Below are 22,862 nucleotides of genomic sequence, written 5' to 3'. Positions count from 1 at the left end.
GAGACCAGACGGTCGGGTGCGACGCCAGCCTCACTAGGGTGCTCGCCATGAGCGCCATCGAGGGAGTCAGCGAGATCTTCGACCCGGCCGACTGGGACGACGTCCCCGGCTTCGAGGACCTGACCGACCTGACCTACCACCGCGCGAAGGCGCACGGCACCGTCCGGGTCGCCTTCGACCGCCCCGACGTGCTCAACGCCTTCCGGCCGCACACCGTCGACGAGCTGCTGCGGGTGCTCGAGCACGCGCGCACCAGCGCCGACGTCGGCTGCGTGCTGCTGACCGGCAACGGGCCCGGCGAGCGCCACGGCAAGTGGGCCTTCTGCACCGGCGGCGACCAGCGGATCCGTGGTCGGGCGGGCTACCAGTACGAGGACGGCACGGCCGGCGCGACCAGCGACACCCGCACCCCCGCCGACCAGGCCCGGCTCGGGCGCCTGCACATCCTGGAGGTGCAGCGGCTGATCCGGTTCATGCCCAAGGTCGTGATCTGCGTGGTGCCCGGCTGGACGGCCGGCGGCGGCCACTCCCTGCACGTGGTCTGCGACCTGACCCTGGCCAGTGCGGAGGAGGCCCGGTTCAAGCAGACCGACGCCGACGTCGGGTCCTTCGACGGCGGCTTCGGGTCGGCGTACCTCGCGCGGCAGGTGGGCCAGAAGCGCGCCCGCGAGATCTTCTTCCTCGGCCAGACCTACGACGCCGACGAGGGCGTCGCGATGGGCACGGTCAACCGCTCCGTCCCGCACGCCGAGCTGGAGAAGAAGGCCCTGGAGTGGGGCGCCCTGGTCAACGGCAAGAGCCCGACGGCGCAGCGGATGCTGAAGTACTCCTTCAACGCCATCGACGACGGCCTGGTCGGCCAGCAGCTCTTCGCCGGCGAGACCACCCGACTGGCCTACATGACCGACGAGGCCCAGGAGGGCCGCGACCAGTTCCTGGAGAAGCGCGACCCGGACTGGTCGCCCTTCCCCTGGTACTACTGAGCTCCTGAGCGACCCGCGATGACCTCGTCCTCGACCCACCTCGTGGCCGCCGGCAAGGGGGTCCTTCACAAACGCGGTGCTCGCCCCCTCCGGGCACGCTCCTGGCGCCGAGTGCCACCTCAGGGTCGTGGATCGAACCATGGGACGACCCTGAGGTGGCACTCGATGGCGCCGCGCCCTGGATCGGAACGCCAGGCCTGCGTCTCCCCGGAGCGCCACACTGTGCCCGTGGACGACAGGGGACCCCGGTGATCCGCGGGCGCTCCGCGTCGTGAGCGACCGCCCGACTCGGGGAGCGGTGAGCGACCGTGCCTGACCTGCCGTGGGCCGTGGTCCTGCTGGCCGTCGTGCTGGTGTCGCTGGCGGCCTGGAGGGTCTGAGCGACCCGGGTCGACGTTGCCCACCGGTCTACTCCAGGGGCGCGGTACGACGCCGGAAGGGGCGACGGCTGTTGCCAGCGGCCGGGCGGCGGGTCTGTCCTGGGGAGCGACCCACCGTCGCTCGGAGGCGAGGACCCCATGTCGGACCGCGAAGCCACCCCGTCCAGCTCGACGTCCACCCGCGACCTGCCTCGCCAGGCCTCGCCGGCCGGGGCGAGCAGCCCACCGGCGCCCGGCGCCGAGGCGGTGCTCGCCGGGGCCGGTTCGCTGCCGCAGGGCAGCGTGCTGCCACCACCGCACCCGACCCGGCACGGTGAGCGGCTCGAGCCGTTCCGGGCGGTCCTGGTGCCGCCCGCGGCCCACCACCTGCACCGCGACCTGGTCGCGCGGGTGACCATCGAGGAGGCCACGAGCGAGATCCACCCCGACCTGCCGCGCGTGCCGGTGTGGGGGTACGGCTGGAACGGGCACGTGACCTCACCCGGGCCGCTCCTGGAGGCCAGGGCCGACGTCTCGGCCGTGGTGCGGTTCGAGAACCGGTTGCCGGCCAGCCTCCGTCCCGGCGACGAGCTGGCGCCGGTTCCACGGCTGCCGTTCGCGACCGCGCGCCTGGACGATCCCGACCCCGACGACTCGGTGCAGAACCACCTGCTCGGGCAGGGCGGCACGCCGGTGCCGACCGACGGGTCCCCGATCGGGTGGACCTCGACCCACCTGCACGGCGCGCACTCGCGCTCGGACTCCGACGGCTGGCCCGACAACATGGCCGCGACGGGCGGCGAGCAGGCGTGCTTCTTCGACAACACCTACGACAACGTCGACCTCGAGCTGGGCAAGGTCGGCTCGTTCCTCTGGTACCACGACCACGCGATGAACGCGACGCGCCACCACGTGTACGCCGGCCTCGCCGGCGCCTACCTCGTGCGCGACGACGCCGAGCACGACCTCGGCCTGCCGGTGCGCGCGTCGGAGGGCGAGGTGGTGATGCTCCTCCAGGACCGCAACCTCGACGTCGTGGGCCCCGACCTGAGGCTGCTGCACAAGACCAGCCCCGATACCGGCGAGTTCTTCGGGCCGCTCACCCTGGTCGACGGCCTGGTCTGGCCACGCCTGGCGCTGCGGCCCGAGGTCTACCGGCTCCGTCTGCTCAACGGCTCCAACGCCCGCGCCTACCGTCTCCACCTGGTCTCGGTCGACCCCGGCGACGGCTCGGGCGCCCCGACGGTCACGACCCACCACGACCGCGTCCAGGTCATCGGCACCGACGGCGGGCTCCTGCGCCGGTCCCACGGGCTCGGGCCGGACGAGGCGATGACCCTGGCCCCGGCCGAGCGTCTCGACGTCCTGGTCGACCTGCACGGCCTGGACGACGGGCGGCAGCTGCACCTGGTCAACTCCGCCCAGGCGCCGTTCGGGGGCGACGCCGCCCCCGACCTGTCCGTGCTGTGGCGCGACGGCGACCGCCCCGGGCGCAACCCCTACCCCTGGGTGGCCCGCCTCGACGTGGACCGCACCAGCCCGCACCCCGGCGCGCCCCACGAGCTGGCCGAGCGGCTCGCGTCCGGCGTCGAGCTCAACCCCGCCTTCCAGCGGCTGGTCCACACCCTCACCCCCCACCCGGGCGAGGACGCGCCGACCGAGCTGAGCATCGAGGGCCACGAGCACCACGTGGTGCTGCTGGCCGAGACCGACCCGCCCGGCCACCTCTACGCCCAGGAGCTGGTCGAGGACGCCGCGGGCGCGATCAGCCTCCAGCTGCCCGGGGAGAGCGCGCCCACGACGTACCGCGTCGAGGGGTGGATGAACGACGACACCACCTCCTCCGAGGAGCGGGTGGCGTTCTACGACCGCACCGCGCTGCGCCCGCACCTGGGCCAGTGGCAGGTCTTCCGGTTCGTCAACACCACCGGCGACACCCATCCGATGCACATCCACCAGTCGTGCTTCCAGCCCCTGGGCAGCGCGGCCGGTCGACTGGCGTACGCCGACCCCGACGGCGCCAACCTCTACGACCCCGCCAGCCGCCGGACGAGCGCGCCCCTGGTGCCGGCCGACGGGCCGGGACGCGCCTACGAGCCGCACGAGCTCGACGGGTGGAAGGACGTCGTGCGCGTCGACCCGGGCAACGTCACCAGCGTGGCGATCCGCTTCGATGTGCCGGGCCGCTACGTCTACCACTGCCACGTGCTGGAGCACGAGGACACCCAGATGATGCGCCCGATGGTGGTCTGCGTGGTGCCGATGGACGACGGGCCGGGGATGGGCGGCATGTCGATGTGAGGGTGGTGTGAGCGCAGGCTTGCCTTCGTTGTGCGGGCCCTGACGACCCAGCACGATGGGGCCATGACGTCCCAGCCCACCCAGCCTGCCCGGACCCCCGAGGGTGACGCGATCGGCGAGCACGCCGACGAGCCGCACAACGAGTCGGTGGGGTCCCGCCTCAACGCCCTGCGGGCCGCGGTGCTCGGCGCCAACGACGGCATCGTCTCCGTCGCCGGCCTGGTGATGGGTGTCGCCGGGGCCACCACCGACCGGCACACGATCTTCGTCGCCGGCCTGGCCGGCCTGGTCGCGGGGGCGCTGAGCATGGCCGCGGGGGAGTACGTCTCGGTCTCCACCCAGCGCGACACCGAGAAGGCCCTGGTGACCAAGGAGACCCGCGAGCTTCGGGAGGAGCCCGAGGAGGAGCTCGCCGAGCTGGCGGAGATGTACCGGCAGAAGGGTCTCTCCCCCGAGCTGGCCCACGAGGTCGCCGTCCAGCTGACCGAGACCGACGCCCTGCGCGCCCACCTCGACATCGAGCTCGGCATCGACCCCGACGAGCTCACCAACCCCTGGCACGCCGCCTGGGCCTCGATGATCTCCTTCACCCTCGGCGCGATCCTCCCGCTGGTGACCATCCTGGTCTTCGCCCCGGGTCTGCGCGTCGTCGTCACGGTGGTCGCGGTGGGCCTCGCGCTGGCGGGCACCGGCTTCGCCAGCGCCCGCTTCGGCGACGCGCCCACGAGGCCCGCGGTGCTGCGCAACGTGGTCGGCGGCATGCTCGCGATGGGCATCACCTACGCCATCGGGACGCTGGCCGGCACCGGGATGGCCTAGCCGGTCCGCGCCACCCCCGGCCCCGTGCGGGGTGACCTGCCCGGCTTGCCCCGGTGCGGGTGAGACCCACGTCTCAATGCCCGGAGGTGTCGGCTCCGTCCCCTAGGGTCGGCGGCGTGAAGATCGCAGTCGTCCGAGAGACCCGCGAGGGTGAGAACAGGGTCGCGCTGGTGCCCGAGCTCGTCGGCCGCCTGACCGAGCAGGGCCACGAGGTCCTGGTCGAGCCGGGAGCGGGGGAGCGCGCCGAGCACGACGACGCGGCGTACGCCGAGGCCGGCGCGATCCTGGCCGCCGACTCCGAGCTGCTGCCGCGCGCCGACGTGGCGTTGAGCGTCAACCCGCTGCCGTCCTACCGTGCCCGCTACCTGCGCGACGGGTGCGCGACGATCTCCTTCCTGCCGGTCGGCTCCTCGCACGACCTGGTGGCCGAGCTGCGCGACATGCGCATCACCGCCTTCGCGATGGAGCTGGTGCCCCGGATCTCGCGCGCCCAGTCGATGGACGCGCTGTCCTCCCAGGCCCTGGTCGCCGGCTACCGCAGCGCGATCGTGGCCGCGGGCCTGCTGCGCCGCTTCTTCCCGCTCAACATGACCGCGGCCGGCACCGTCCAACCGGCCCAGGTCGTCGTGCTGGGGGCCGGCGTCGCCGGTCTCCAGGCGATCGCGACCTCCAAGCGGCTCGGCGCCGTGGTGCGCGCCTACGACGTGCGGGCGGCCGCCGCGGAGGAGATCCGCTCGGTGGGCGCCAAGTCGATCGACCTGGACCTGGAGAGCCTCGAGGGCACCGGCGGCTACGCCCGCGAGGCCAGCGAGGAGCGGGCGGCCCGGCAGCGCGAGCTCCTGGCGCCGTACGTCGCCGACGCCGACGCCCTGATCACCACCGCCGCCATCCCCGGCCGGGCCGCCCCGCGCCTGGTCACCCGCGCGATGGTCGAGCAGATGCGGTCGGGCTCGGTGGTGGTCGACCTGGCCGCGGAGTCCGGCGGCAACGTCGAGGGGTCCGAGCCCGGGCGCGTCGTGCGGATCGGGCACGCCCAGGTCTGGGGCGGCGACAACGTCCCCTCCCAGATGCCGGGTCCGGCCTCGCGCCTCTACGCCCAGAACGTGGTCAACCTGCTCGCCCTGATGACCCACGAGGGCGCCTTCGCCCCCGACTTCCACGACGAGGTGGTCGCGGGGTCCTGCGTCACCCACGACGGCCGGATCACCCACGAGCCGACGCGGCTCGCGATCGAGGGCGACATCGCGGGTGCCCACGCGGTGCCCGGGCCCGACGACGTGCCCCCGGCGACCGCGCCGCTCGAGCTGCCCCCCGACGAGGGCCCCGACCAGCTGGGCGACCAGCCCTTCGACCAGACGCAGGACCAGACCTACGACCAGGGAGAGGACCACCGGTGAACGACTCCATCACCTGGCTCACCATCTTCGTGCTGAGCGTCTTCGTCGGCATCGAGGTGATCGCGAAGGTCTCCTCGACCCTGCACACCCCGCTCATGTCGGGGGCCAACGCGATCCACGGGATCATCCTGCTCGGGGCGATCCTCGTCACCGGCACCACCGAGAGCACCGTCGCCCTGGTGGTCGGGCTACTGGCCATCGTGCTGGCCTCGGTCAACATGGTCGGCGGCTTCGTGGTGACCGACCGGATGCTGCAGATGTTCACGCGCCGCAAGAAGCCCGCGGCCCCGGCCGACCCGGCCGCCTCCACCGGGGCGGGTACCCGGTGACCGCCGACCCGACCTGGGTGCGCCTGGTCTACCTGCTCTGCGCCGTCTGCTTCATCCTCGCCCTCAAGGGCCTCTCCGGTCCGCGGACCGCGCGCCGCGGCAACGCGATCGGCGCCGTGGCCGCGGTCGTGGCCTGCGCGGTTCCGTTTTTCTACCGCGACCTGCACCACGTGCCGCTCATCCTGGGCGCGATCGTGGTCGGCTCGGTCGGGGGCGTCCTGGGCGCCCGTCGCGTCCAGATGACCCAGATGCCGCAGATGGTGGCGCTGTTCAACGGCGTCGGCGGCGGCGCCGCGGCCCTGGTCGCGCTCCTGGAGCTCGACGAGATCGCCGGCTCCGCGGCCTCCCGCGACGCGGTGGGCTGGTTCGTCCTGGTCGCCACCGCGTTCACGATCTTCGTCGGCGCGGTGTCCTTCGCCGGCTCCGTGGTCACCTTCGCCAAGCTCCAGGAGCTGATGACCTCGGCCCCGGTGGTCTTCCCGGGTCTGGCCGTCGCCTTCGCGGGCGCCCTGGTCGCGGGCGTCGGGCTCTCCGTCCTGCTGGTCACCTCCCCGGCGATGTGGGTCGGGATCGTCCTGGCCCTGGTCGGCGTGCTCTTCGGGCTGCTGCTCGTGCTGCCGGTGGGCGGGGCGGACGTCCCGATCGTGATCTCGCTGCTCAACGCGTTCACCGGCCTCACCGTGGCGGCCGGCGGCTACGTGCTCGACAACGTCGTGCTGCTGGTCGCGGGCACCCTGGTCGGCGCCTCCGGCACCTTCCTGACCATGCTGATGGCCAAGGCGATGGGCCGCTCGGTGGCCAACATCCTCTTCGGGGCGCTCAAGGGCGGGTCCACCCTGGGTGCGGGCGTCGCCTCGGACCGCCCGGTGAAGTCGGCCGGGCCCGAGGACGTCGCGATCATGCTGGGGTACGCCGACCGGGTCATCATCGTCCCGGGCTACGGCCTGGCCGTGGCGCAGGCCCAGCACACCCTGCGTGAGCTCGTCGACGTGCTCGGCGAGCGCGGGGCGACCGTCGACTACGCCATCCACCCGGTCGCGGGCCGGATGCCCGGCCACATGAACGTGCTGCTCGCCGAGGCCCAGGTGCCCTACGAGCAGCTCAAGGAGATGGACGAGATCAACGGCGAGTTCAAGGACGCCGACATCGTGCTGGTCGTCGGCGCCAACGACGTGGTCAACCCGGCGGCCAAGACCACCCCGGGCGCCCCGATCTACGGCATGCCCATCCTCAACGCCGACGAGGCCCGGCAGGTCGTGTTCATGAAGCGCTCGATGCGCCCCGGTTTCGCCGGGATCGAGAACGAGCTGCTCTTCGAGGACAACACCACGCTGCTCTTCGGCGACGCCAAGGACTCCATGGCCAAGCTGCTCAACGCCGTCAAGGCCCTCTGACCGAGCCGGGTCGACCTCGACCGGACGGCGATCCCGGGCCGGTCACAAGTTGTTGAAAAGCGAGCGGTCCCCCCGCGACGACCACATACTTGCATGAGTCAATCGTGCGATTTGTCGGAATGTGATCGAGGGGGCCGTGGGTCCGAGGACGTCGTCGAGCGTGGCCGAGCTTCCCGGGCCGGCCCCTCGAGACCGCGCCGCCGCGCGTCTGCTGCGGGTCGCCGCGCTGCTCACCGGGATCCTCGCCACGTCGTGGCTGGCCGTCTCCGTCGTGCCCGCGGACAGCCGGGTCCCGCTGATGTGGCCAGCGGCCGGGCTGATGGCCGGGCTGTTCCTCACCTCCTCGGTCGGGCGACGTCGGTGGACCGCGGCCGTGTCGGTGCTGCTGGTCCTCCTCGCCCACCTGGCCCACGGCTACGACCTCCGGATGGCGGCCGGCTTCGCGGTCAGCACGGTCGCGGCCTGCCTCGTCGTACGCCGTCGGCTGGTGAGCGGTCTGGACGGACGTCGCGCCGCGCTGCTCGACCAGGGCGACGTCTCGCGCATGATCGGCGCCATCGCCACCGGCTCGCTGCTGGCGGGCGCCGGCTACGGACTCGTGGACTGGTGGGTCGGGGCCGGGGACCCGGTGCTGGGTGCGCTCGGCGCGTTCGGCGGTCACGCCGCCTCCCTGATGGTGCTGCTGCCGCTGTTCATGGAGACCCTCGGGTTCGAGCCGCTAGCCGGCCAGCGCGAGCGGCTCGTCCAGACCGTGATCACCCTCGGCGTCACGGTCGTGCTGTTCGTCATCGGCGGGTCGCCGCCGATCATCTTCGCGATCATGCCGATGTTCGCCTGGCACGCCTACCGCGGGACCCTGCGCGAGTCGACCGTGCTGCTGACGGCCGTCGGCGCCATCGGCACCGGTCTGACCATGGCCGGCATCGGCCCGATCCACCGGCTCGGTCAGCTCTACGGCATCCCCTCGGAGCTGGCCAGCGGCGTGCTCCAGCTCTTCCTGCTCGACTGCGGCCTGATCCTGCTCCCGCTCTCGGTGCTGGTCACCCAGCAGCGGATGGCGGCGGTGCGCGCCGACTCCGAGCGGGAGACGCTCGAGCGCCTGGTGGCCTCCGCCCGCGGCACGGCCATCATGGCCACGGGTCGTGACGGCCGGATCGTGCTGTTCAACCCGGGGGCGGAGGAGATGCTCGGCTACCGCGCCGAGGAGGTCCTCGGCGAGCTGCCCGACGCGCTCCACGACGAGGACGAGCTGCGTCGCCAGGCCGCGGCGCTGCGGTCGCTGCCCAACTTCGCCGACATCTGCCGGGCCTCCACCGAGCAGGGCGACGACCGCCGGCTGTGGCGCTTCCGCCACCACGACGGCGAGGAGCGCACGCTGCGGATGACGCTGTCGCCGGTGCTGGACGAACGCGGCGAGCCGTCGGGCTTCCTGGCCACCGCCGAGGACGTCACCGAGCGCGAGGCCGCCCGGGAGTCGCTCGAGATGTCCCTGGCCCACGAGCGCGAGGCCCGGGAGCGGGTCACCGAGCTGGAGCGGATCAAGGGCAACTTCGTGGCCACGGTGAGCCACGAGCTGCGCACCCCGATCACCAGCATCGTGGGCTACACCGAGGTGCTCGAGGACGGGATGGTCGGCGACCTGAGCGGCGAGCAGCTCTCCGTCGTGGGCAAGATCGACCGCAACGGCCGTCGCCTGCTCAACCTGGTCGAGGACCTGCTGACCCTCTCCGAGGTCGAGTCCTCGCGCCTGACCATCGAGCCCGAGCCGCTCGACCTGCGCCAGGTCGTCGAGCGGGCGCGCCGCTCGCTCACCCCGACCCTGGCCGGCCGACGTCTGGCGCTCGCGCTGGACCTGCCCGGCGAGCCGGCGCAGCAGTACGGCGACCCCAAGCACCTCGAGCGGATGGTGCGCGGGCTGCTCTCCAACGCCGTCAAGTTCACCCCCGACGGCGGCGCGATCGAGGTGGTCGTGCGCAGCTTCCCGGGCGGGTCGGAGCTGGTGGTGCGCGACACCGGCGTCGGGATCTCCCCCGGGGAGACCCAGGAGGTCTTCGAGCGCTTCGCCAAGACGCGTCAGGCCACCGCGGACGAGTCGCAGGGCACGGGTCTCGGGCTCACCATCATCCGGGCGATCGTGTCGCTGCACGGGGGTGAGGTCAGCATCGACTCGACCCTGGACCGCGGCACGACGGTGACCGTCCTGCTGCCTCGCGCCCGGTCGCTGGCGGACCTCGGCGCCCTACACGACCCGGCCGACCTGTCCGACGACGCCGCGGCCGCGGAGGTCTCCTCCGTCCTCGAGCACCAGGAGTCACACCTGGACCGGTCCGGCCCCGCGCTCGCGGGAGCCGACGACGCCGTCGAGCAGGGCGACGAGGACGGTCCACTGGCCCCGGTCACGCCCTTGCGCGGCGTCACCGAGGCGGCCGGCTAGCCCCTGGGTGACCGCCGCGGTCACCCCGGGGCGGGCCTACTGGGCCAGGCCGTAGAGGCGGTCGCCGGCGTCGCCCAGGCCGGGCACGATGTAGCCGCGTTCGTCGAGCTTCTCGTCCTGCGCGGCCGTCACCACGGTGATCGGGACCTCGATGCCGACCAGGCCGGCCTCGAGCTTGGCCACGCCCTCGGGCGCCACGAGCAGGGTGATGCAGGTGATGTGGTCGGCTCCCCGGTCGGTGAGGAAGCGGATCGCCGCGGCCAGGGTGCCTCCCGTGGCCAGCATCGGGTCGAGGACGTAGCACTGGCGGCCCGACAGGTCGGCCGGCAGTCGCTCGGCGTACGTCGAGGCCTCGAGCGTCTCCTCGTTGCGCACCATCCCGAGGAAGCCGACCTCGGCGGTCGGCATCAGGCGCATCATCCCCTCGAGCATGCCCAGGCCGGCGCGCAGGATCGGGACGACCAGCGGGCGGGGACGGCTCAGGTTGACCCCGGTCGTGGTCGCGACCGGGGTCGAGATCTCGGAGGGCTCGACGCGCACGTCGCGGGTGGCCTCGTAGGCCAGCAGGGTGACCAGCTCCTCGGTCAGCCGACGGAACTCCGGCGAGGCGGTGTCGCGGTCCCGCAGCGTGGTCAGCTTGTGGGACACGAGCGGGTGGTCGACGACGTGCAGGCGCATGGCGTACACCGTAGTGCCGCCGGGCCCGGTGGTCCTCCTCGCTCCGGTCTGCCACCATCGTGGGTCCGGCGGACTCGTCGGGGAGCGAACCGGCGCGTGCGAGCAGGACGAGGGTGGTGGCGTGGTGGCGCCGGAGCAGGTCGGGACCGACCCAGGGGACGAGGTCGAGGAGGTCGACGTCGCGGTGGCGGCGTACCGCTCCCAGGGGCGGTGGCAGGTCGAGGAGCTGCCCGACCGGGTCCTGGAGTCGCTGGACGACGTCGTGACCGAGCTGCGCCGGCGTGCCGGCGAGGACGTCCCCGACTCGGTCGGGGCGCTCGGGCTGCTCTCGGTCGGTGAGGACTTCGCCCTGGTCGTGCGGGTGCAGGGCCCGCGTGTGCGGCTGCTGCTCTCCGACGTCGACGCGGCGGCGGACTGGACGCTGGCCCAGGACGCGGTGGACCACCTCGGCGTACGGGTCGCGGACCTCGAGGGCCTGGAGTCCGTCGGCGACCTCGACCTCCTGGTCGACCTCGACGTGGGCCCGGACCTGCTGGAGGAGCTGCTCGAGGACGACGAGCTGTTCCCCGAGGAGGTGCTCTCGGACCTCGCCGAGGCGCTGGGGTTCGGCGAGGCCTTCGACGAGGTCGCCGGTCTCGAGCAGTGAGGTCGCGATGGGGCCGGTGAGCCGCTGGGAGCCCGCGATGGAGCTGGCGCTGGACCTGGCTCGCGAGGCCGCCGCCGAGGGCGAGGTGCCGGTCGGCGCCGTCGTGGTCGACGCCGACGGCACGGTGGTCGGCCGCGGGCGCAACACCCGCGAGCGCGACCACGACCCCGCCGGCCACGCCGAGGTGGTCGCCCTGCGCGCGGCCGCCCGGGCCCGCGGGGAGTGGCGCCTGGTCGGCTGCACCCTGGTGGTCACCCTCGAGCCCTGCACGATGTGCGCCGGGGCGGTGGGCCTGTCGCGGGTCGACCGCCTGGTCTTCGGGGCGTACGACGACCGTGCCGGCGCCGTGGGCTCGCTCTGGGACGTCGTGCGCGACCGCCGTCTGAACCACCGGCCCGAGGTCGTCGCCGGCGTCCGCGCGGAGGAGTCCACCGCCCTGCTGGACGCCTTCTTCAGCACCCGCCGCAGCACCGACTGACCTGCCCTCGGCCACCAGATCAGCCCCCTCGAGCGCCCGTCGAGCCTCCTCGGCGACCAGATGGGCCCCCTCGGCAACCAGATGAGCCCCCTCGGCGTGCAGATGGGCCTCCTCGGCGTCTGCGGGTGGGCGGCGCGTGGCGTGGGTCACGGGAGCGCGCGGTAGCGTCGCGCAGAGCGGCACGCTCGGCCGCGCCGCCCCGAGGAGAGGATCCCGTCCGTGAAGGTGGCCCTGCAGGTCACGTGCCTCAACGACGCACTGTTCCCCGACGCCGGGCGCGCGGTCGTCACGCTGCTGCGCCGCCTGGGCGTGGACGTGGAGTTCCCCGAGCAGCAGACCTGCTGCGGCCAGCCGATGGTCAACACCGGCTACCTCGACGAGGCGGTGCCGGCCCTGCGGGCGTTCGTCGACGCCTTCGAGGGCTACGACGCGGTCGTCACGCCGTCGGGCTCGTGCGCCGGCGCGGCCCGCCACCAGCACCGGCTGGTCGCCGCCCGCTCCGGCGACGCCGGCCTGGCCGCGGCCTCGGCCCGGGTGAGCCCGAAGGTGTTCGAGCTGTCGGAGTTCCTGGTCGACGTGCTCGGGGTGACCGACGTGGGGGCGTCGTTCCCCCACGCGGTGACCTACCACCCCACCTGCCACTCGCTGCGGATGCTCGGGGTGGCCGACCGGCCGACCCGGCTGCTGCGCGAGGTGCGCGGGCTCGACCTGCGCGAGCTGCCCGCGGCGGACCAGTGCTGCGGCTTCGGCGGGACCTTCGCGGTCAAGAACGCCGACACCTCCGTCGCGATGGGCTCGGACAAGGTGCGCCACGTGCGCGAGACCGGGGCCGAGGTCCTGGTGGCCGGTGACTCCTCCTGCCTGATGCACCTGGGCGGGATGCTGACCCGCCAGCGCTCCGGCGTACGCACGATGCACCTGGCCGAGGTCCTGGCCGCCACCGAGGGGATCGCATGACCACCACCACCAGCACCGCCACCACCCCCAGCGGCCGGGTCCACACGGCCTCGAGCGCGACCTTCGTCGGCATGCCGGCCTTCCCCACCGCGGCCCGGGCCGCGTTGGAGGACACCCAGCTGCGGCACAACCTGGCCCACGCCACCGGCACGATCCGCGACAAGCGCGCGAAGGTCGTGGCGGAGGTGGAGGACTGGGAGGAGCTGCGCCTGGCCGGGGCGGCGATCAAGGACCAGACCCTGGCCGACCTCGAGACCCACCTGCTGCGCCTGGAGCACTCGCTGACCGCCGCCGGGGCGATCGTGCACTGGGCCCGCGACGCGGCCGAGGCGTGCGCGATCGTGGCGTCGGTGGCCCGCGACCACGGCGTCGACGAGGTCGTGAAGGTGAAGTCGATGGCGACCGCCGAGATCGAGCTCAACGAGGCGCTCGCGGCCGAGGGGATCGCGGCCTGGGAGACCGACCTGGCCGAGCTCATCGTGCAGCTGGGCGACGACCTGCCCAGCCACATCCTGGTCCCGGCCATCCACCGCAACCGCGCCGAGATCCGCCAGATCTTCCTCGACCACATGGCCGCGGCGGGCAAGGCGGCCCCGGCCGACCTCACCGACGCCCCCGCCGAGCTGGCGGCGGCCGCGCGCGACCACCTGCGCGAAAAGTTCCTGCGGGCCAAGGTCGGCGTCTCCGGGGCCAACTTCGCGGTTGCCGAGACCGGGTCGCTGGTCGTGGTGGAGTCCGAGGGCAACGGCCGGATGTGCCTGACCCTGCCCGAGGTGCTGGTCTCGGTCGTGGGCATCGAGAAGGTGGTGCCGACCTGGCAGGACCTCGACGTGTTCCTGCGCCTGCTGCCGCGGTCCTCGACCGGGGAGCGGATGAACCCCTACACCTCGACCTGGACCGGCGTCACGCCCGGCGACGGGCCGCAGGAGGTGCACGTGGTGCTGCTCGACAACGGCCGGACGCGGGCGCTGGCCGACGAGGTGGGCCGCCAGGCGCTGCGCTGCATCCGCTGCTCGGCCTGCCTCAACGTGTGCCCGGTCTACGAGCGGGTCGGCGGCCACGCCTACGGCTCGGTCTACCCGGGCCCGATCGGGGCGATCCTCAACCCCCTGATGAAGGGCGTCGGGGTCGACGAGCAGACCGACTCCCTGCCGTACGCCTCCTCGCTGTGCGGCGCCTGCTTCGAGGTCTGCCCGGTGCGGATCGACATCCCCACGGTGCTGGTCGACCTGCGCTCCCAGGTCGTGGACGCCCACCGCGGCGACCGGATCCCCAAGCCCGAGGCCGTCGCCATCCGCGCGACCGCCGCGGCGTTCGGTTCCTCGCGCCGGCTGCGCCTGGCCGAGCGCGCGGCGGGCCTGGCGGGGCGCGTGCTCAAGCGCAGCAGCCGACCGCCGGGCGGCGCGGGCTGGACCGGCGCGCGCGACCTCCCGGTCCCCGCGGCCGAGTCGTTCCGGGCCTGGTGGAAGCGCACGGACGGGGGGCGCTCCGATGGCTGAGGCACCCACCCGCCCCGGATCGGCCCGCGACGAGATCCTGTCCCGGGTGCGGGCCGCGACGGAGGGCGCGCTGTCGCCCGCCCGTCCCACCCTCCAGCCGTCGGGCCCGGTCTCGGTGGACCTGTTCGCCGAGCGGGTCGCGGACTACCGCGCCGTCGTCGAGCGCTGCCCGGCCGCCGAGGTCGCCTCCCGGGTCGCGGCCGTCGTGGCCGGACTGCGGGTCCTCGTGCCCGAGGGGCTGGCCCCCGACGTCACCGCAGCCGTGGAGCGGGCGGTCGAGGGGGCCGGCGAGCTGGTCCGCGACACCGGCCTGACCCCGGCCGAGCTCGACGCCGTGGACGTGGTCGTGACCGAGGCGCGGGTGGGGATCGCCGAGACCGGCACGATCGTGCTCGACCACGGCGCCGGCCAGGGTCGCCGCGCGCTCACCCTGGTCCCCGACCGGCACGTGTGCGTCGTCCGGGCCGACCAGGTCGTCGCCGACGTGCCCGACGCCGTCGCCCTGCTCGACCCCGCCCGCCCCCAGACCTGGATCAGCGGACCCTCGGCCACCAGCGACATCGAGCTCGACCGGGTCGAGGGCGTCCACGGTCCCCGCCTCCTGCACGTGGTGATCGTCGACTGAGGGATCGCCGCCGCCCGGTTCCCCAGGTGATGAACCCAAACTGCCTCTCTGCACACGTTGCAACGTGTGCAGAGAGGCAGTTTCGTGCGTGAAGAGGTCCCGTCGACCCTGCGTCGTGCACCCGACCCGGTCCAGGGGTGGGGTCGGCGCCGGCCGCCGGAGCCTGATTTCACCCCGACGGACCGGGTCCGGTAGCGTGCTCCGCGGTGGCGTGTCCGAGCGGCCTAAGGAGAACGCCTCGAAAGCGTTTGTGGGTGTGAGCCCACCGAGGGTTCAAATCCCTCCGCCACCGCCGCGTTCTCGCAAGAGACACCGAAGGTCCGGACCCCCTGGGGTCCGGACCTTCCGGCTTCCCGGGGCCGGTCGTCGGCCCCAGGTGGCTCGGGGTGGGGTCGGGGGGTGGGCGGCCCACCGGTGTGACGTCGGCCCGAGGACGCGCGTCGTTCAGGTTCGCGTCGGACAGCGCGACTACCTTCGCTGCCGAAGACCGGCCACCGCGGCCGTCCCACGCCGAGGAGCCCCGGTTGCCCCACCTGCCACGTCACCGCGTGCTGCTCGCCGCCGTGGTGCTCCTCGTCCTCTCGCTGGTCGCGGCCGGCTGCGGGGGATCCGCGGCGGGCCACCAGGCCCGTGCCGTGTCGTCCGCGGCGTCGACCTCGACCCAGGCGATCCCGGGGGCCGACCAGCCACGGCCGGCGAAGCTGTCCTTCCGGCTGGCGCCGCACTCGGTGGGGTCCTCGCTCCCGCGCCGCCCCAACGTCTTCGTGATCGAGACCGACGACATGCGGTGGGACGACCTCCGCTTCATGCCGAACGTACGCCGACTGATCGCCGACCGCGGGCTGACCTTCGAGAACTCCTTCGCGCCGTACCCGCTCTGCTGCCCGAGCCGCTCCAGCTTCCTCACCGGGCAGTACACCCACAACCACCACGTCTACAGCACCGGCAACCCCTGGGGCTTCCAGGCCTTCCACGACCACCACACGATCGCGACCGTCCTGCAGCACGCGGGCTACCGCACGGCGCTGATCGGCAAGTACCTCAACGGCTACGGCCAGATGCCGGTGCCGGGGACGACCCGCTCGTCCCTGACCTACGTGCCCCCCGGGTGGACCACCTGGATGGGCGCCTCGGACCACCGCTGGCGCCGGGGTGCGCCCTTCCACGGGAGCACCTACAACTACTTCAACCTGGTGCAGAACATCAACGGCCGGATCGTCGGCTTCCCCGGGCAGTACACCGCCGACGTCATGGGCCGCGAGACCCGCCGCGTGGTCGGGCGCTTCGCGGCGAAGGGGGCCCCGTGGTTCGTGTGGTGGACGCCGATCGCGCCCCACATGGGCAAGCCCTACGAGCCCGACGACGTCCCGGGGTTCCCCACCCCCGCCCGGCCCAACTGGGTCAAGGGCTGGTTCGACCGCACCGTCACCCACGGCGCCGGGACCCCGGCGCACGGGAGCCCGGAGGCCGACGTGAGCGACAAGCCCGCGTGGGTCCGCGCCCAGCACGACCTCACCGCCGCGGACCGGGTCGGCGAGCGCACCGTCACCCGGCAGCGGGCCGAGGCGATGTTCGCCCTCGACGTGCAGGTCGGGCGCACCCTGGCGCGGATGAGCCGCACCGGCGCGCTGCGCCACACCGTCGTGGTGTTCACCTCCGACAACGGCTACTACCTCGGGGAGCACCGCAAGCTCGAGGGCAAGCTGACCCTGCACGAGCCGTCCCTGCGGGTGCCCCTGCTGATCGCGGGTCCGGGGATCCCGCACGGCCGCCGCTACGACCCGGTGAGCACGGTCGACCTGGCCCCGACCTTCGCCTCGCTGGCGGGGCGGACGATGCGGGGGGCCGACGGGCGCGACCTCACCCGGCTCGTCGTGCGCGGCGACGCCGGCTGGCGCACGGCCGTGGTCACCGAGACCCGCATGGAGCAGCCGGCGTACGTCGCGGCGGCCCTCCACGGTCACTCGCCCCTGACCACCCGGGGGGTCCGGCTGGGGCGCTGGAAGTACACGGCGTACAGCACGGGGGAGGAGGAGCTCTACGACCTGCGGCGCGATCCCCTCGAGCTGTCCAACCTCGCCGCCGTCCCCGCGTACGCCGGACGGTTGCGGCAGCTGCGCCGGATCCTCGCGCGCTACCAGGACTGCGCCGGCGCGGCGTGCCGGGCGCCGATCCCGCGGTCGCTCCGGCTGACCCCGGCCCAGGAGCGGCGGCTGACCGACCACGAGGTCGCCGCCACCGACCGCTACTTCGGCAACCCGGCCCCGACCTCCTGAGCCGTCGGGACGCCCGTCAGCCGGGGAGGTCGGCGGTGAAGTGGACGCCGGTGAACTGCGCGCGCCACTGCGTCACCTCGTCCCCGAACCCCGACGCCCCGGTGGGGTCGGCGAGCGCGCGGGCGACGTACGACGCCAGGGTGGGCATGTCGCGCGCCGTCATCCCCAGGCGAGCCAGCTCGGGCGTGCCGATCCGCAGGCCGTTCAGGTCGCCCTCGACGGGGGCCACCGGCAGGCCGATCCCGCAGGCCAAGAGGTTCGAGCGGCGCAGGGCGGCGGCGGCGGTCTGCCCCCCGCCGTACGGCGCGGCCAGGACCGCCAGCTGGTGGGAGGTCGTGCCGCCGCGCTCGGCGGCGAAGACGGGGACGCCGAGGTCACCGAGGGCGACGACCAGGGCCTGGGCGCACTCCACCATCGTCCGGGCGTACGCCGGCCCGGCGGCCTCCCAGTCGGCCAGCGTGACGGCCAGCGCGGCGGTCTTGCCGGCGTCGAAGTTGGCCGTCAGACCGGGGTAGGCGATCTCCTCGAGCCGCCGGGCGAGGTCGGCGTCGTTGGTGAGGATCAGCCCACCGGGAGGGCCGCCCAGGCTCTTGTAGGTGCTCAGCGTCATCAGGTGCGCGCCCTGCTCCAGCGGGTCGGGCCACGCGCCGCCGGCGATGATCCCGCACTGGTGGGCGGCGTCGAAGAGGACCAGGGCGCCGACCTCGTCGGCCACCTCGCGGATCTCGCGCACGGGGTGGGGGAAGAGGTTGAGGCTGCCGCCGATCGTGATCAGCCGCGGGCGCACCTCGTGGGCCAGGGTCCGCAGCGCGTCGACGTCGACGGTGTAGCCGTCCTCGTCGACCGGCGCGGCCACGGTGCGCAGCCCGTAGAGGCCGGCCGCGCCCGCCTGGTGGTGGGTGACGTGGCCGCCGATGGCCGCGGGCGGGGCGATGATCGGGTCGCCCGGGGAGCAGGTGGCCATGAACGCGTAGAGGTTGGCCAGGGCACCCGAGCCGACCCGCACCTCGGCGTACGCCGCCCGGAAGACGCGGGCGGCCGCCTCCGCCGCCAGCACCTCGATGGCCTCGACGGCCTCGAGGCCGGTCTCGTACTTCGCGCCGGGGAAGCCCAGCGAGGCGCGCGAGCCCAGGCCGGCCGCCATCAGCGCCTCGGCGCGGGGGTTCATCACGTTGGTGGCGGGGTTGAGGTTGAGGCAGGTGACGTCGTGGATCCGGTGGTTCTCGGCCGTCAGCCGCTCGATCTCGGCCTGCAGCGCCAGCGGCGCGAGGTCGCGGGCCGGGGCGGAGACCTCGCGGACCCGGTCGGCGACGGCCGCGGGCAGCCAGGGCCGCTCGACCAGGCCGCCGAGGGCGGGGCGGTGCCTCGTGGTGGGCGTGGCGCTGGTGGTCATGGGTCCTCCTGGGGCGGGCGGGTGCCCCGACGCTAGGCGCGCCGCGGCCTCGGCGTCATCGGTCAGGCGATGCGACCAGAACCCCCTCGTCTCCTACACTTGTCGGAGTGGACGGGGACCTGCAGGACGAGCTCGACCGGCTCGCGTCAGCCCTGGGCCGCGGGGTCTCACTCGACGGGCCCGACGGCCGCCTGATCGGCCACAGCGTGCAGGGCGCCGACGTCGACCCGGCCCGCGTGGAGGCGATCCTCACCCGCCAGGTCCCGCCCGCCGCGCGCGCGTGGCAGGACCTGCACCGGGTGAGCAGCGCCGAGCACCCGGTGCGGCTGCCCGCCCACCCCGAGGCCGGCATGGCGGCCCGGCTGTGCGTGCCGGTGCGGCGACGCGGCGTCGTGCGTGCGCTGCTGTGGGTGCTCGAGTCGGACCGCCCGCTGGCCGACGACGAGGTCCGCCTCGCCACGGCGTACGCCGACCGGCTGCTGGCCCTGCTGCCGGCCGAGCGTCGCGTCCCGGGAGCCGCCGGGGTCTCCGGCCGCCTCGCCGCCCTGCTCGGTGAGCTGGTGGGCGCCGGGCCGGAGGAGGCCGAGCGGCTCGTCGGCGCCATGGCCGACCTCGACCCCGGCCTGCCCGGGGCGCCGGCGCGCGTCGAGGTGGAGCCGGGCCGCTCGGCGGCGCTGCTCCGGACGGGCCGCCCCGACGTCGTGCACCGGTCGGACCGGGGAGGTCGGGTCGGGCCGGGCCTCGCCGGCTCGGCCCCGGTGGTGGCGCTGGACGCGACGAGCGTGCGCGCGGCCCTGGCCCGGGCCGACCACGCGGCCCGGTGCGGTCGCCTCGAGACTCGGCTGGTCGACGAGGCGCCGGACCGGGGTGGCCGGGTCGCCTGGGAGGGGCTGGGGGTGTGGCAGCTGCTCCTGGGTGCCGACGCCCCGCGGCTGGCGGCCTGGCGCGAGCCGCTCGCGCCGCTCGAGGAGGACGGCGACGCCGCGCGCCGGGCGGGGCACCCCGGCGCGGTGCTGCTCGCGACGCTCCAGACCTACCTCGACCTCGCGGGGGACGCCCAGCGCGCGGCGGCGGCGCTGAGCCTGCACCGCACGACGCTCTACTACCGGCTCGGCCGTGCCGCCGAGGCGCTCGGCGTGGACCTCGGCGACGGGTCGGTGCGCTCCCGGCTGCATGTCGCGCTGGTCGCCCGGCGCTGGGTGGTGGGCCAGGAGCGCTGACCCTCGAGCGGGACGCGCGGTCGCCGGTCTCGGCAGGTGGATGCGGGGGCGCGGACGATCGGGTGGGGGAGCGCACGAAGATCGTGGGGGTCTAACCGCATCTCGATGTCGGGTGTGGCCGCACATGGCAGCAATTGCGACGTCGCGCGGCCACGGCGTACGCCTCGAGCGGGACTTCCGGAGGCCGGGGACCGGTGCCAGGCTGTCGTCCGGACGTCGCGGCTCCTGACTCCCCGGGCAGGGGGGCCGGACGGCTCTCGGTCGTCTACAGGAGGCGGGCGCTCGCCTGCTCCGGTCTGGGGAAACATCGTGTACTGCCACCGTTGCGGATCCTTCCTCGCGGACGGGGCCGCGTTCTGCCAGGGGTGCGGAGCCCCCGCGGGTGCCGCGCAGCCGGGCGGGGCGCCGCCGGCCGGCCGCTCCACGCGGTGGGTGCTGCCGGCCGTGCTGCTGGTCCTGGTCCTGCTGATCGTCGGGGGAGGCGCCGCCCTGGCCCTGCGCGGTGGCCGAGGTCCGACCACGGCGCCGCCGCCCTCGGCCGCGCCCAGCACGTCCGCCGTCCCGACGCCCACGCCGACGAGCAGCCCCACCGCCATCCCCACGACGACGACGCCCAGCCCCACGCCCAGCCCGACCGCGAGCCCGTCGGCGACGACGTTCGCGAAGATGTACGAGCAGATGTCCGACGGGGTGATCCGCGTCGAGACCACGGCCTGCGACGGCGGCGGGGTGGGCAGCGGCTTCCTGGTCGCCCCGAACCTGGTCGCCACCGTGGCCCACGTCGTCGAGGGCAGCGTGAGCATCGCCCTGCGGCAGGGGTCGACGATCACCACGGGCACCGTGGTCGGCATGGACCGCCAGGCCGACCTGGCCCTGGTGCGGCTGCAGACCCCGATGACCGGGCACGTGTTCACCCTGGACCCGGCCCAGCCCGAGGTGGGCACCGACGTCGGCGCCATCGGCTACCCCCTCGGCGGGCCCGAGTCGCTGACCAAGGGCTCGGTGAGCGGCCTGGACCGCACCATCGACGTGGGCAACGGGCCCCTGCGCGGCCTGATCCAGACCGACACCGGCATCAACCCGGGCAACTCCGGAGGCCCGCTGCTGGACACCTCCGGGACGGTCGTCGGTCTCGTGGACGCCAAGAACGCCGAGGCCGCGGGCATCGGGTTCGCGATCCCCACCAGCACCGCCCGCGCCGCCTTCGACGGCTGGCGGGCCTCCCCCCAGAGCATCGACACCGGCGGTCACTGCGAGCTCCCGACCGCGCCGGAGGACGTGGACCTGCACGTGAACGACCACACCGACGACCCCGACGGGCCGGGGATCGCCGAAGTGTTCACGGAGTACGGCCAGGCCATCAACTCCGGCGACTACGAGGCGGCGTACGCGCTGCTGAGCTCCCGGGAGCAGGGCAAGATCCCCTTCCAGAGCTTCGCCGACGGCAACGCGACGAGCTTCATCGTCTCCTTCGACATGGATTCCGCCAGGGACGCCGCGGACGGCGCCAAGGAGGTCTCCGTGCGGTTCACCAGCGTCCAGGACCCCTCGATGGGCGCCCACCACCAGGGCTGCAGCGCCTGGACCATGACCTACACGATGGTCGACGAGGGCGAGGGGTGGCGGGTGGACCGGGCCCGGTCCGCGCCGGGAAGCCCGGCTGCATGCTGAGGAGCGCCCGCCCCCGGCGCACGATGCTGCCCGCCGCGGTGCTGGTGGCCGCTTCCCTGGTGACCGCGTCCCTGGTCACGGCGTGCTCGGCGCCGCTGGCCCCGCGCAGCGCGGCCGGCTCCCCGTCACCGCCACCGTCCCCGTCCGCGTCCCCGTCGGGCGCCGCGACCGGGGCCTCGGGGTCGCGCACGCCCTCCCCGACGGCGCTCGGGACCACCCCGGCGAGCCCGGCCCCGACGGCTCCCGGTCCGGCGAACCCGGCGGGCCTGAGCGACGCGCAGCTGGTCGGGCAGCTCTTCACGACCTACGTCTACGGCGCCGGTGCCGAGTCGGCCACGACGTCCCAGCGGGCCGCCAACCTGGCGTTGTACGGCGCTCCGACCGGGGCGGCGGTGGTCCGGCGCTGGCACCCGGGCGGGATCGTCCTCACCGGGGCCAACGATCTCGACCCGGCGCGCCCGACCCTGCCCACCGGCAACGTCGGCAGCGCGGCCCAGATCAGGGCGCTGACGTCCGGGCTGCAACGGGCCGCGGCGCAGGCCGGCGACCCGCAGCTCCTGGTCGCCACCGACCAGGAGGGCGGCCGGGTGCAGCGGATCACCAGCGGCGTCGCGGCGCAGCCCGCGCAGCTGGCCCTGGCCGGGTCGACGCCCGCCGCGCTGACCTGCCGCTACGCCTCGCTGGGTCGCCAGCTGCTGGCGCTGGGGGTGAACCAGGACCTCGCCCCCGACGCCGACGTGGTGACCACCTCCGCGGGCGTCATCGGCGACCGCAGCTTCGGTCCCGACCCGGTGCGCGACGCCGCCGACGTCCGCGCGGCCGTGGTCGGTCTGCAGACGGCGGGGGTGCTCGCGACCGTGAAGCACTGGCCCGGCCACGGCAGCACCGCCACCGACAGCCACGCCGAGCTCGCGGTCGTCCACGAGTCCAGGTCGACCTGGACCCGGTTGGACCGGGTCCCGTTCCAGGCCGTCGCGGGGGTCGCGGACGCCGTCATGGTCGGGCACCTCGCCCTCCCCGCGATCGACCCCACCGGGCGCGCCGCGACGTTCTCCCCGGTGCTGACCCGGCAGCTGCTGCGGGACGGTCTCGGCTTCCGGGGCCTGGTCGTCACCGACGCGCTCTGGATGGCTCCCGCGCGCCAGCACGGGTCGCCGGGCCGGGTCGCCCTCGACGCGCTGGCGGCCGGCAGCGACCTGCTGCTCGAGCCCCCGGACCTCCCGAGCTCCTACGCGGCGGTGCTGCGGGCGGTGCAGACCCAGCCGCAGGTACGCCGTCGGGTGCAGGCCGCGGTGCGGCACGTGCTCGCGGCCAAGACGCTGGCGGGCCGGGGGAGCAGGCTCCCGTCCTGCGGCTGAGCAGGTCCGGCGTCGTCCCACGGGTCGCTCCGGGCACTAGGACCG

Annotated in this window: 18 protein-coding genes and 1 tRNA gene; 17 read left to right on the top strand and 2 right to left on the bottom strand. The window is 74.3% G+C overall.

The annotated features are described in order from the left end of the window. The first annotated feature begins 47 nt into the window (after positions 1 to 47). The 7 genes from ACYVDA_RS00730 (at position 48) to ACYVDA_RS00700 (ending at position 10,016) form a co-directional block, all read left to right on the top strand. The gene (locus tag ACYVDA_RS00730; RefSeq protein WP_460813811.1) at positions 48 to 983 is read left to right on the top strand and encodes a 1,4-dihydroxy-2-naphthoyl-CoA synthase; all 936 of its coding nucleotides are present in this window, start codon (positions 48 to 50) and stop codon (positions 981 to 983) included. A gap of 518 nt (positions 984 to 1,501) precedes the next feature. Next, entirely contained in the window at positions 1,502 to 3,643 is a 2,142-nt protein-coding gene (locus ACYVDA_RS00725; RefSeq protein ID WP_460813808.1) for a multicopper oxidase family protein, read from the top strand. Between the two features lie 63 nt (positions 3,644 to 3,706). Next, positions 3,707 to 4,462 (top strand): VIT1/CCC1 transporter family protein, encoded by a 756-nt coding sequence (locus ACYVDA_RS00720; protein ID WP_460813806.1) that lies wholly within the window; start codon positions 3,707 to 3,709, stop codon positions 4,460 to 4,462. A gap of 116 nt (positions 4,463 to 4,578) precedes the next feature. Next, positions 4,579 to 5,859 carry an NAD(P) transhydrogenase subunit alpha gene (locus ACYVDA_RS00715; protein ID WP_460813802.1) on the top strand — a complete coding sequence of 427 codons (1,281 nt, stop codon included), beginning with the start codon at positions 4,579 to 4,581 and terminating at the stop codon, positions 5,857 to 5,859. Beyond that, positions 5,856 to 6,188: an NAD(P) transhydrogenase subunit alpha part 2 gene (locus tag ACYVDA_RS00710; RefSeq protein WP_460813798.1), complete on the top strand. Its 333-nt coding sequence runs from the start codon at positions 5,856 to 5,858 to the stop codon at positions 6,186 to 6,188. The genes ACYVDA_RS00715 and ACYVDA_RS00710 overlap by 4 nt, the downstream gene beginning before the upstream one ends. Further along, the gene (locus ACYVDA_RS00705; protein WP_460813796.1) at positions 6,185 to 7,582 is read left to right on the top strand and encodes an NAD(P)(+) transhydrogenase (Re/Si-specific) subunit beta; all 1,398 of its coding nucleotides are present in this window, start codon (positions 6,185 to 6,187) and stop codon (positions 7,580 to 7,582) included. The genes ACYVDA_RS00710 and ACYVDA_RS00705 overlap by 4 nt, the downstream gene beginning before the upstream one ends. A 160-nt stretch (positions 7,583 to 7,742) precedes the next feature. Next, positions 7,743 to 10,016, top strand: coding sequence for a sensor histidine kinase (locus ACYVDA_RS00700; RefSeq protein WP_460813793.1), 2,274 nt, complete (start codon positions 7,743 to 7,745; stop codon positions 10,014 to 10,016). A 36-nt stretch (positions 10,017 to 10,052) separates the two neighbouring features. Here ACYVDA_RS00700 and upp read toward each other — a convergent pair whose 3' ends face one another. Next, complete coding sequence (upp, locus tag ACYVDA_RS00695; RefSeq protein ID WP_460813791.1) at positions 10,053 to 10,694, bottom strand: uracil phosphoribosyltransferase; 642 nt, start codon at positions 10,692 to 10,694, stop codon at positions 10,053 to 10,055. A 121-nt stretch (positions 10,695 to 10,815) separates the two neighbouring features. Here upp and ACYVDA_RS00690 point away from each other — a divergent pair, with 121 nt between their 5' ends. The 7 genes from ACYVDA_RS00690 to ACYVDA_RS00660 all read left to right on the top strand — a co-directional run bounded on the left by ACYVDA_RS00690 (position 10,816) and on the right by ACYVDA_RS00660 (position 17,175). Next, on the top strand, positions 10,816 to 11,340 hold the full coding sequence (locus ACYVDA_RS00690; RefSeq protein WP_460813787.1) for a tRNA adenosine deaminase-associated protein: 525 nt from the start codon (positions 10,816 to 10,818) through the stop codon (positions 11,338 to 11,340). 7 nt (positions 11,341 to 11,347) lie between these two features. Next, positions 11,348 to 11,818, top strand: a complete 471-nt coding sequence (gene tadA, locus ACYVDA_RS00685) for a tRNA adenosine(34) deaminase TadA (protein WP_460813784.1) — start codon at positions 11,348 to 11,350, stop codon at positions 11,816 to 11,818. Between the two features lie 219 nt (positions 11,819 to 12,037). Next, positions 12,038 to 12,775 (top strand): (Fe-S)-binding protein, encoded by a 738-nt coding sequence (locus ACYVDA_RS00680; RefSeq protein ID WP_460813781.1) that lies wholly within the window; start codon positions 12,038 to 12,040, stop codon positions 12,773 to 12,775. Further along, positions 12,772 to 14,274, top strand: coding sequence for a lactate utilization protein B (locus ACYVDA_RS00675; RefSeq protein WP_460813779.1), 1,503 nt, complete (start codon positions 12,772 to 12,774; stop codon positions 14,272 to 14,274). The genes ACYVDA_RS00680 and ACYVDA_RS00675 overlap by 4 nt, the downstream gene beginning before the upstream one ends. Next, positions 14,267 to 14,899, top strand: a complete 633-nt coding sequence (locus ACYVDA_RS00670; RefSeq protein WP_460813777.1) for a LutC/YkgG family protein — start codon at positions 14,267 to 14,269, stop codon at positions 14,897 to 14,899. The genes ACYVDA_RS00675 and ACYVDA_RS00670 overlap by 8 nt, the downstream gene beginning before the upstream one ends. Positions 14,900 to 15,104: 205 nt before the next feature. Further along, positions 15,105 to 15,191: transfer RNA gene (locus ACYVDA_RS00665), tRNA-Ser, on the top strand. Between the two features lie 232 nt (positions 15,192 to 15,423). Next, positions 15,424 to 17,175: a sulfatase family protein gene (locus ACYVDA_RS00660; protein WP_460813775.1), complete on the top strand. Its 1,752-nt coding sequence runs from the start codon at positions 15,424 to 15,426 to the stop codon at positions 17,173 to 17,175. A gap of 16 nt (positions 17,176 to 17,191) precedes the next feature. On the opposite strand, the gene ACYVDA_RS00655 is transcribed toward ACYVDA_RS00660, so the two are convergent. Further along, positions 17,192 to 18,568, bottom strand: coding sequence for an aminotransferase class I/II-fold pyridoxal phosphate-dependent enzyme (locus tag ACYVDA_RS00655; protein ID WP_460813773.1), 1,377 nt, complete (start codon positions 18,566 to 18,568; stop codon positions 17,192 to 17,194). A 107-nt stretch (positions 18,569 to 18,675) separates the two neighbouring features. On the opposite strand from ACYVDA_RS00655, the gene ACYVDA_RS00650 reads away from it, so the two are divergent. The 3 genes from ACYVDA_RS00650 (at position 18,676) to ACYVDA_RS00640 (ending at position 22,817) form a co-directional block, all read left to right on the top strand. Continuing rightward, complete coding sequence (locus tag ACYVDA_RS00650; RefSeq protein ID WP_460813771.1) at positions 18,676 to 19,788, top strand: helix-turn-helix domain-containing protein; 1,113 nt, start codon at positions 18,676 to 18,678, stop codon at positions 19,786 to 19,788. Between the two features lie 309 nt (positions 19,789 to 20,097). Beyond that, on the top strand, positions 20,098 to 21,459 hold the full coding sequence (locus ACYVDA_RS00645; RefSeq protein WP_460813769.1) for a trypsin-like peptidase domain-containing protein: 1,362 nt from the start codon (positions 20,098 to 20,100) through the stop codon (positions 21,457 to 21,459). Beyond that, positions 21,453 to 22,817: a glycoside hydrolase family 3 N-terminal domain-containing protein gene (locus tag ACYVDA_RS00640; RefSeq protein ID WP_460813766.1), complete on the top strand. Its 1,365-nt coding sequence runs from the start codon at positions 21,453 to 21,455 to the stop codon at positions 22,815 to 22,817. The genes ACYVDA_RS00645 and ACYVDA_RS00640 overlap by 7 nt, the downstream gene beginning before the upstream one ends. Positions 22,818 to 22,862 lie beyond the last annotated feature (45 nt).

It is taken from the genome of Nocardioides korecus (assembly GCF_054778395.1).
Note: the sequence above shows the minus strand (reverse complement) of the source record. Positions and strands in the feature narration are given on the sequence as shown.

Coding starts and splice junctions, on each gene's coding strand:
- ACYVDA_RS00675 (WP_460813779.1), top strand. CDS start 12,772: ATGACCACCACCACCAGCACCGCCACCACCCCCAGCGGCCGGGTCCAC.
- upp (WP_460813791.1), bottom strand. CDS start 10,694: ATGCGCCTGCACGTCGTCGACCACCCGCTCGTGTCCCACAAGCTGACC.
- tadA (WP_460813784.1), top strand. CDS start 11,348: ATGGGGCCGGTGAGCCGCTGGGAGCCCGCGATGGAGCTGGCGCTGGAC.
- ACYVDA_RS00725 (WP_460813808.1), top strand. CDS start 1,502: ATGTCGGACCGCGAAGCCACCCCGTCCAGCTCGACGTCCACCCGCGAC.
- ACYVDA_RS00640 (WP_460813766.1), top strand. CDS start 21,453: ATGCTGAGGAGCGCCCGCCCCCGGCGCACGATGCTGCCCGCCGCGGTG.
- ACYVDA_RS00655 (WP_460813773.1), bottom strand. CDS start 18,568: ATGACCACCAGCGCCACGCCCACCACGAGGCACCGCCCCGCCCTCGGC.
- ACYVDA_RS00720 (WP_460813806.1), top strand. CDS start 3,707: ATGACGTCCCAGCCCACCCAGCCTGCCCGGACCCCCGAGGGTGACGCG.
- ACYVDA_RS00730 (WP_460813811.1), top strand. CDS start 48: ATGAGCGCCATCGAGGGAGTCAGCGAGATCTTCGACCCGGCCGACTGG.
- ACYVDA_RS00670 (WP_460813777.1), top strand. CDS start 14,267: ATGGCTGAGGCACCCACCCGCCCCGGATCGGCCCGCGACGAGATCCTG.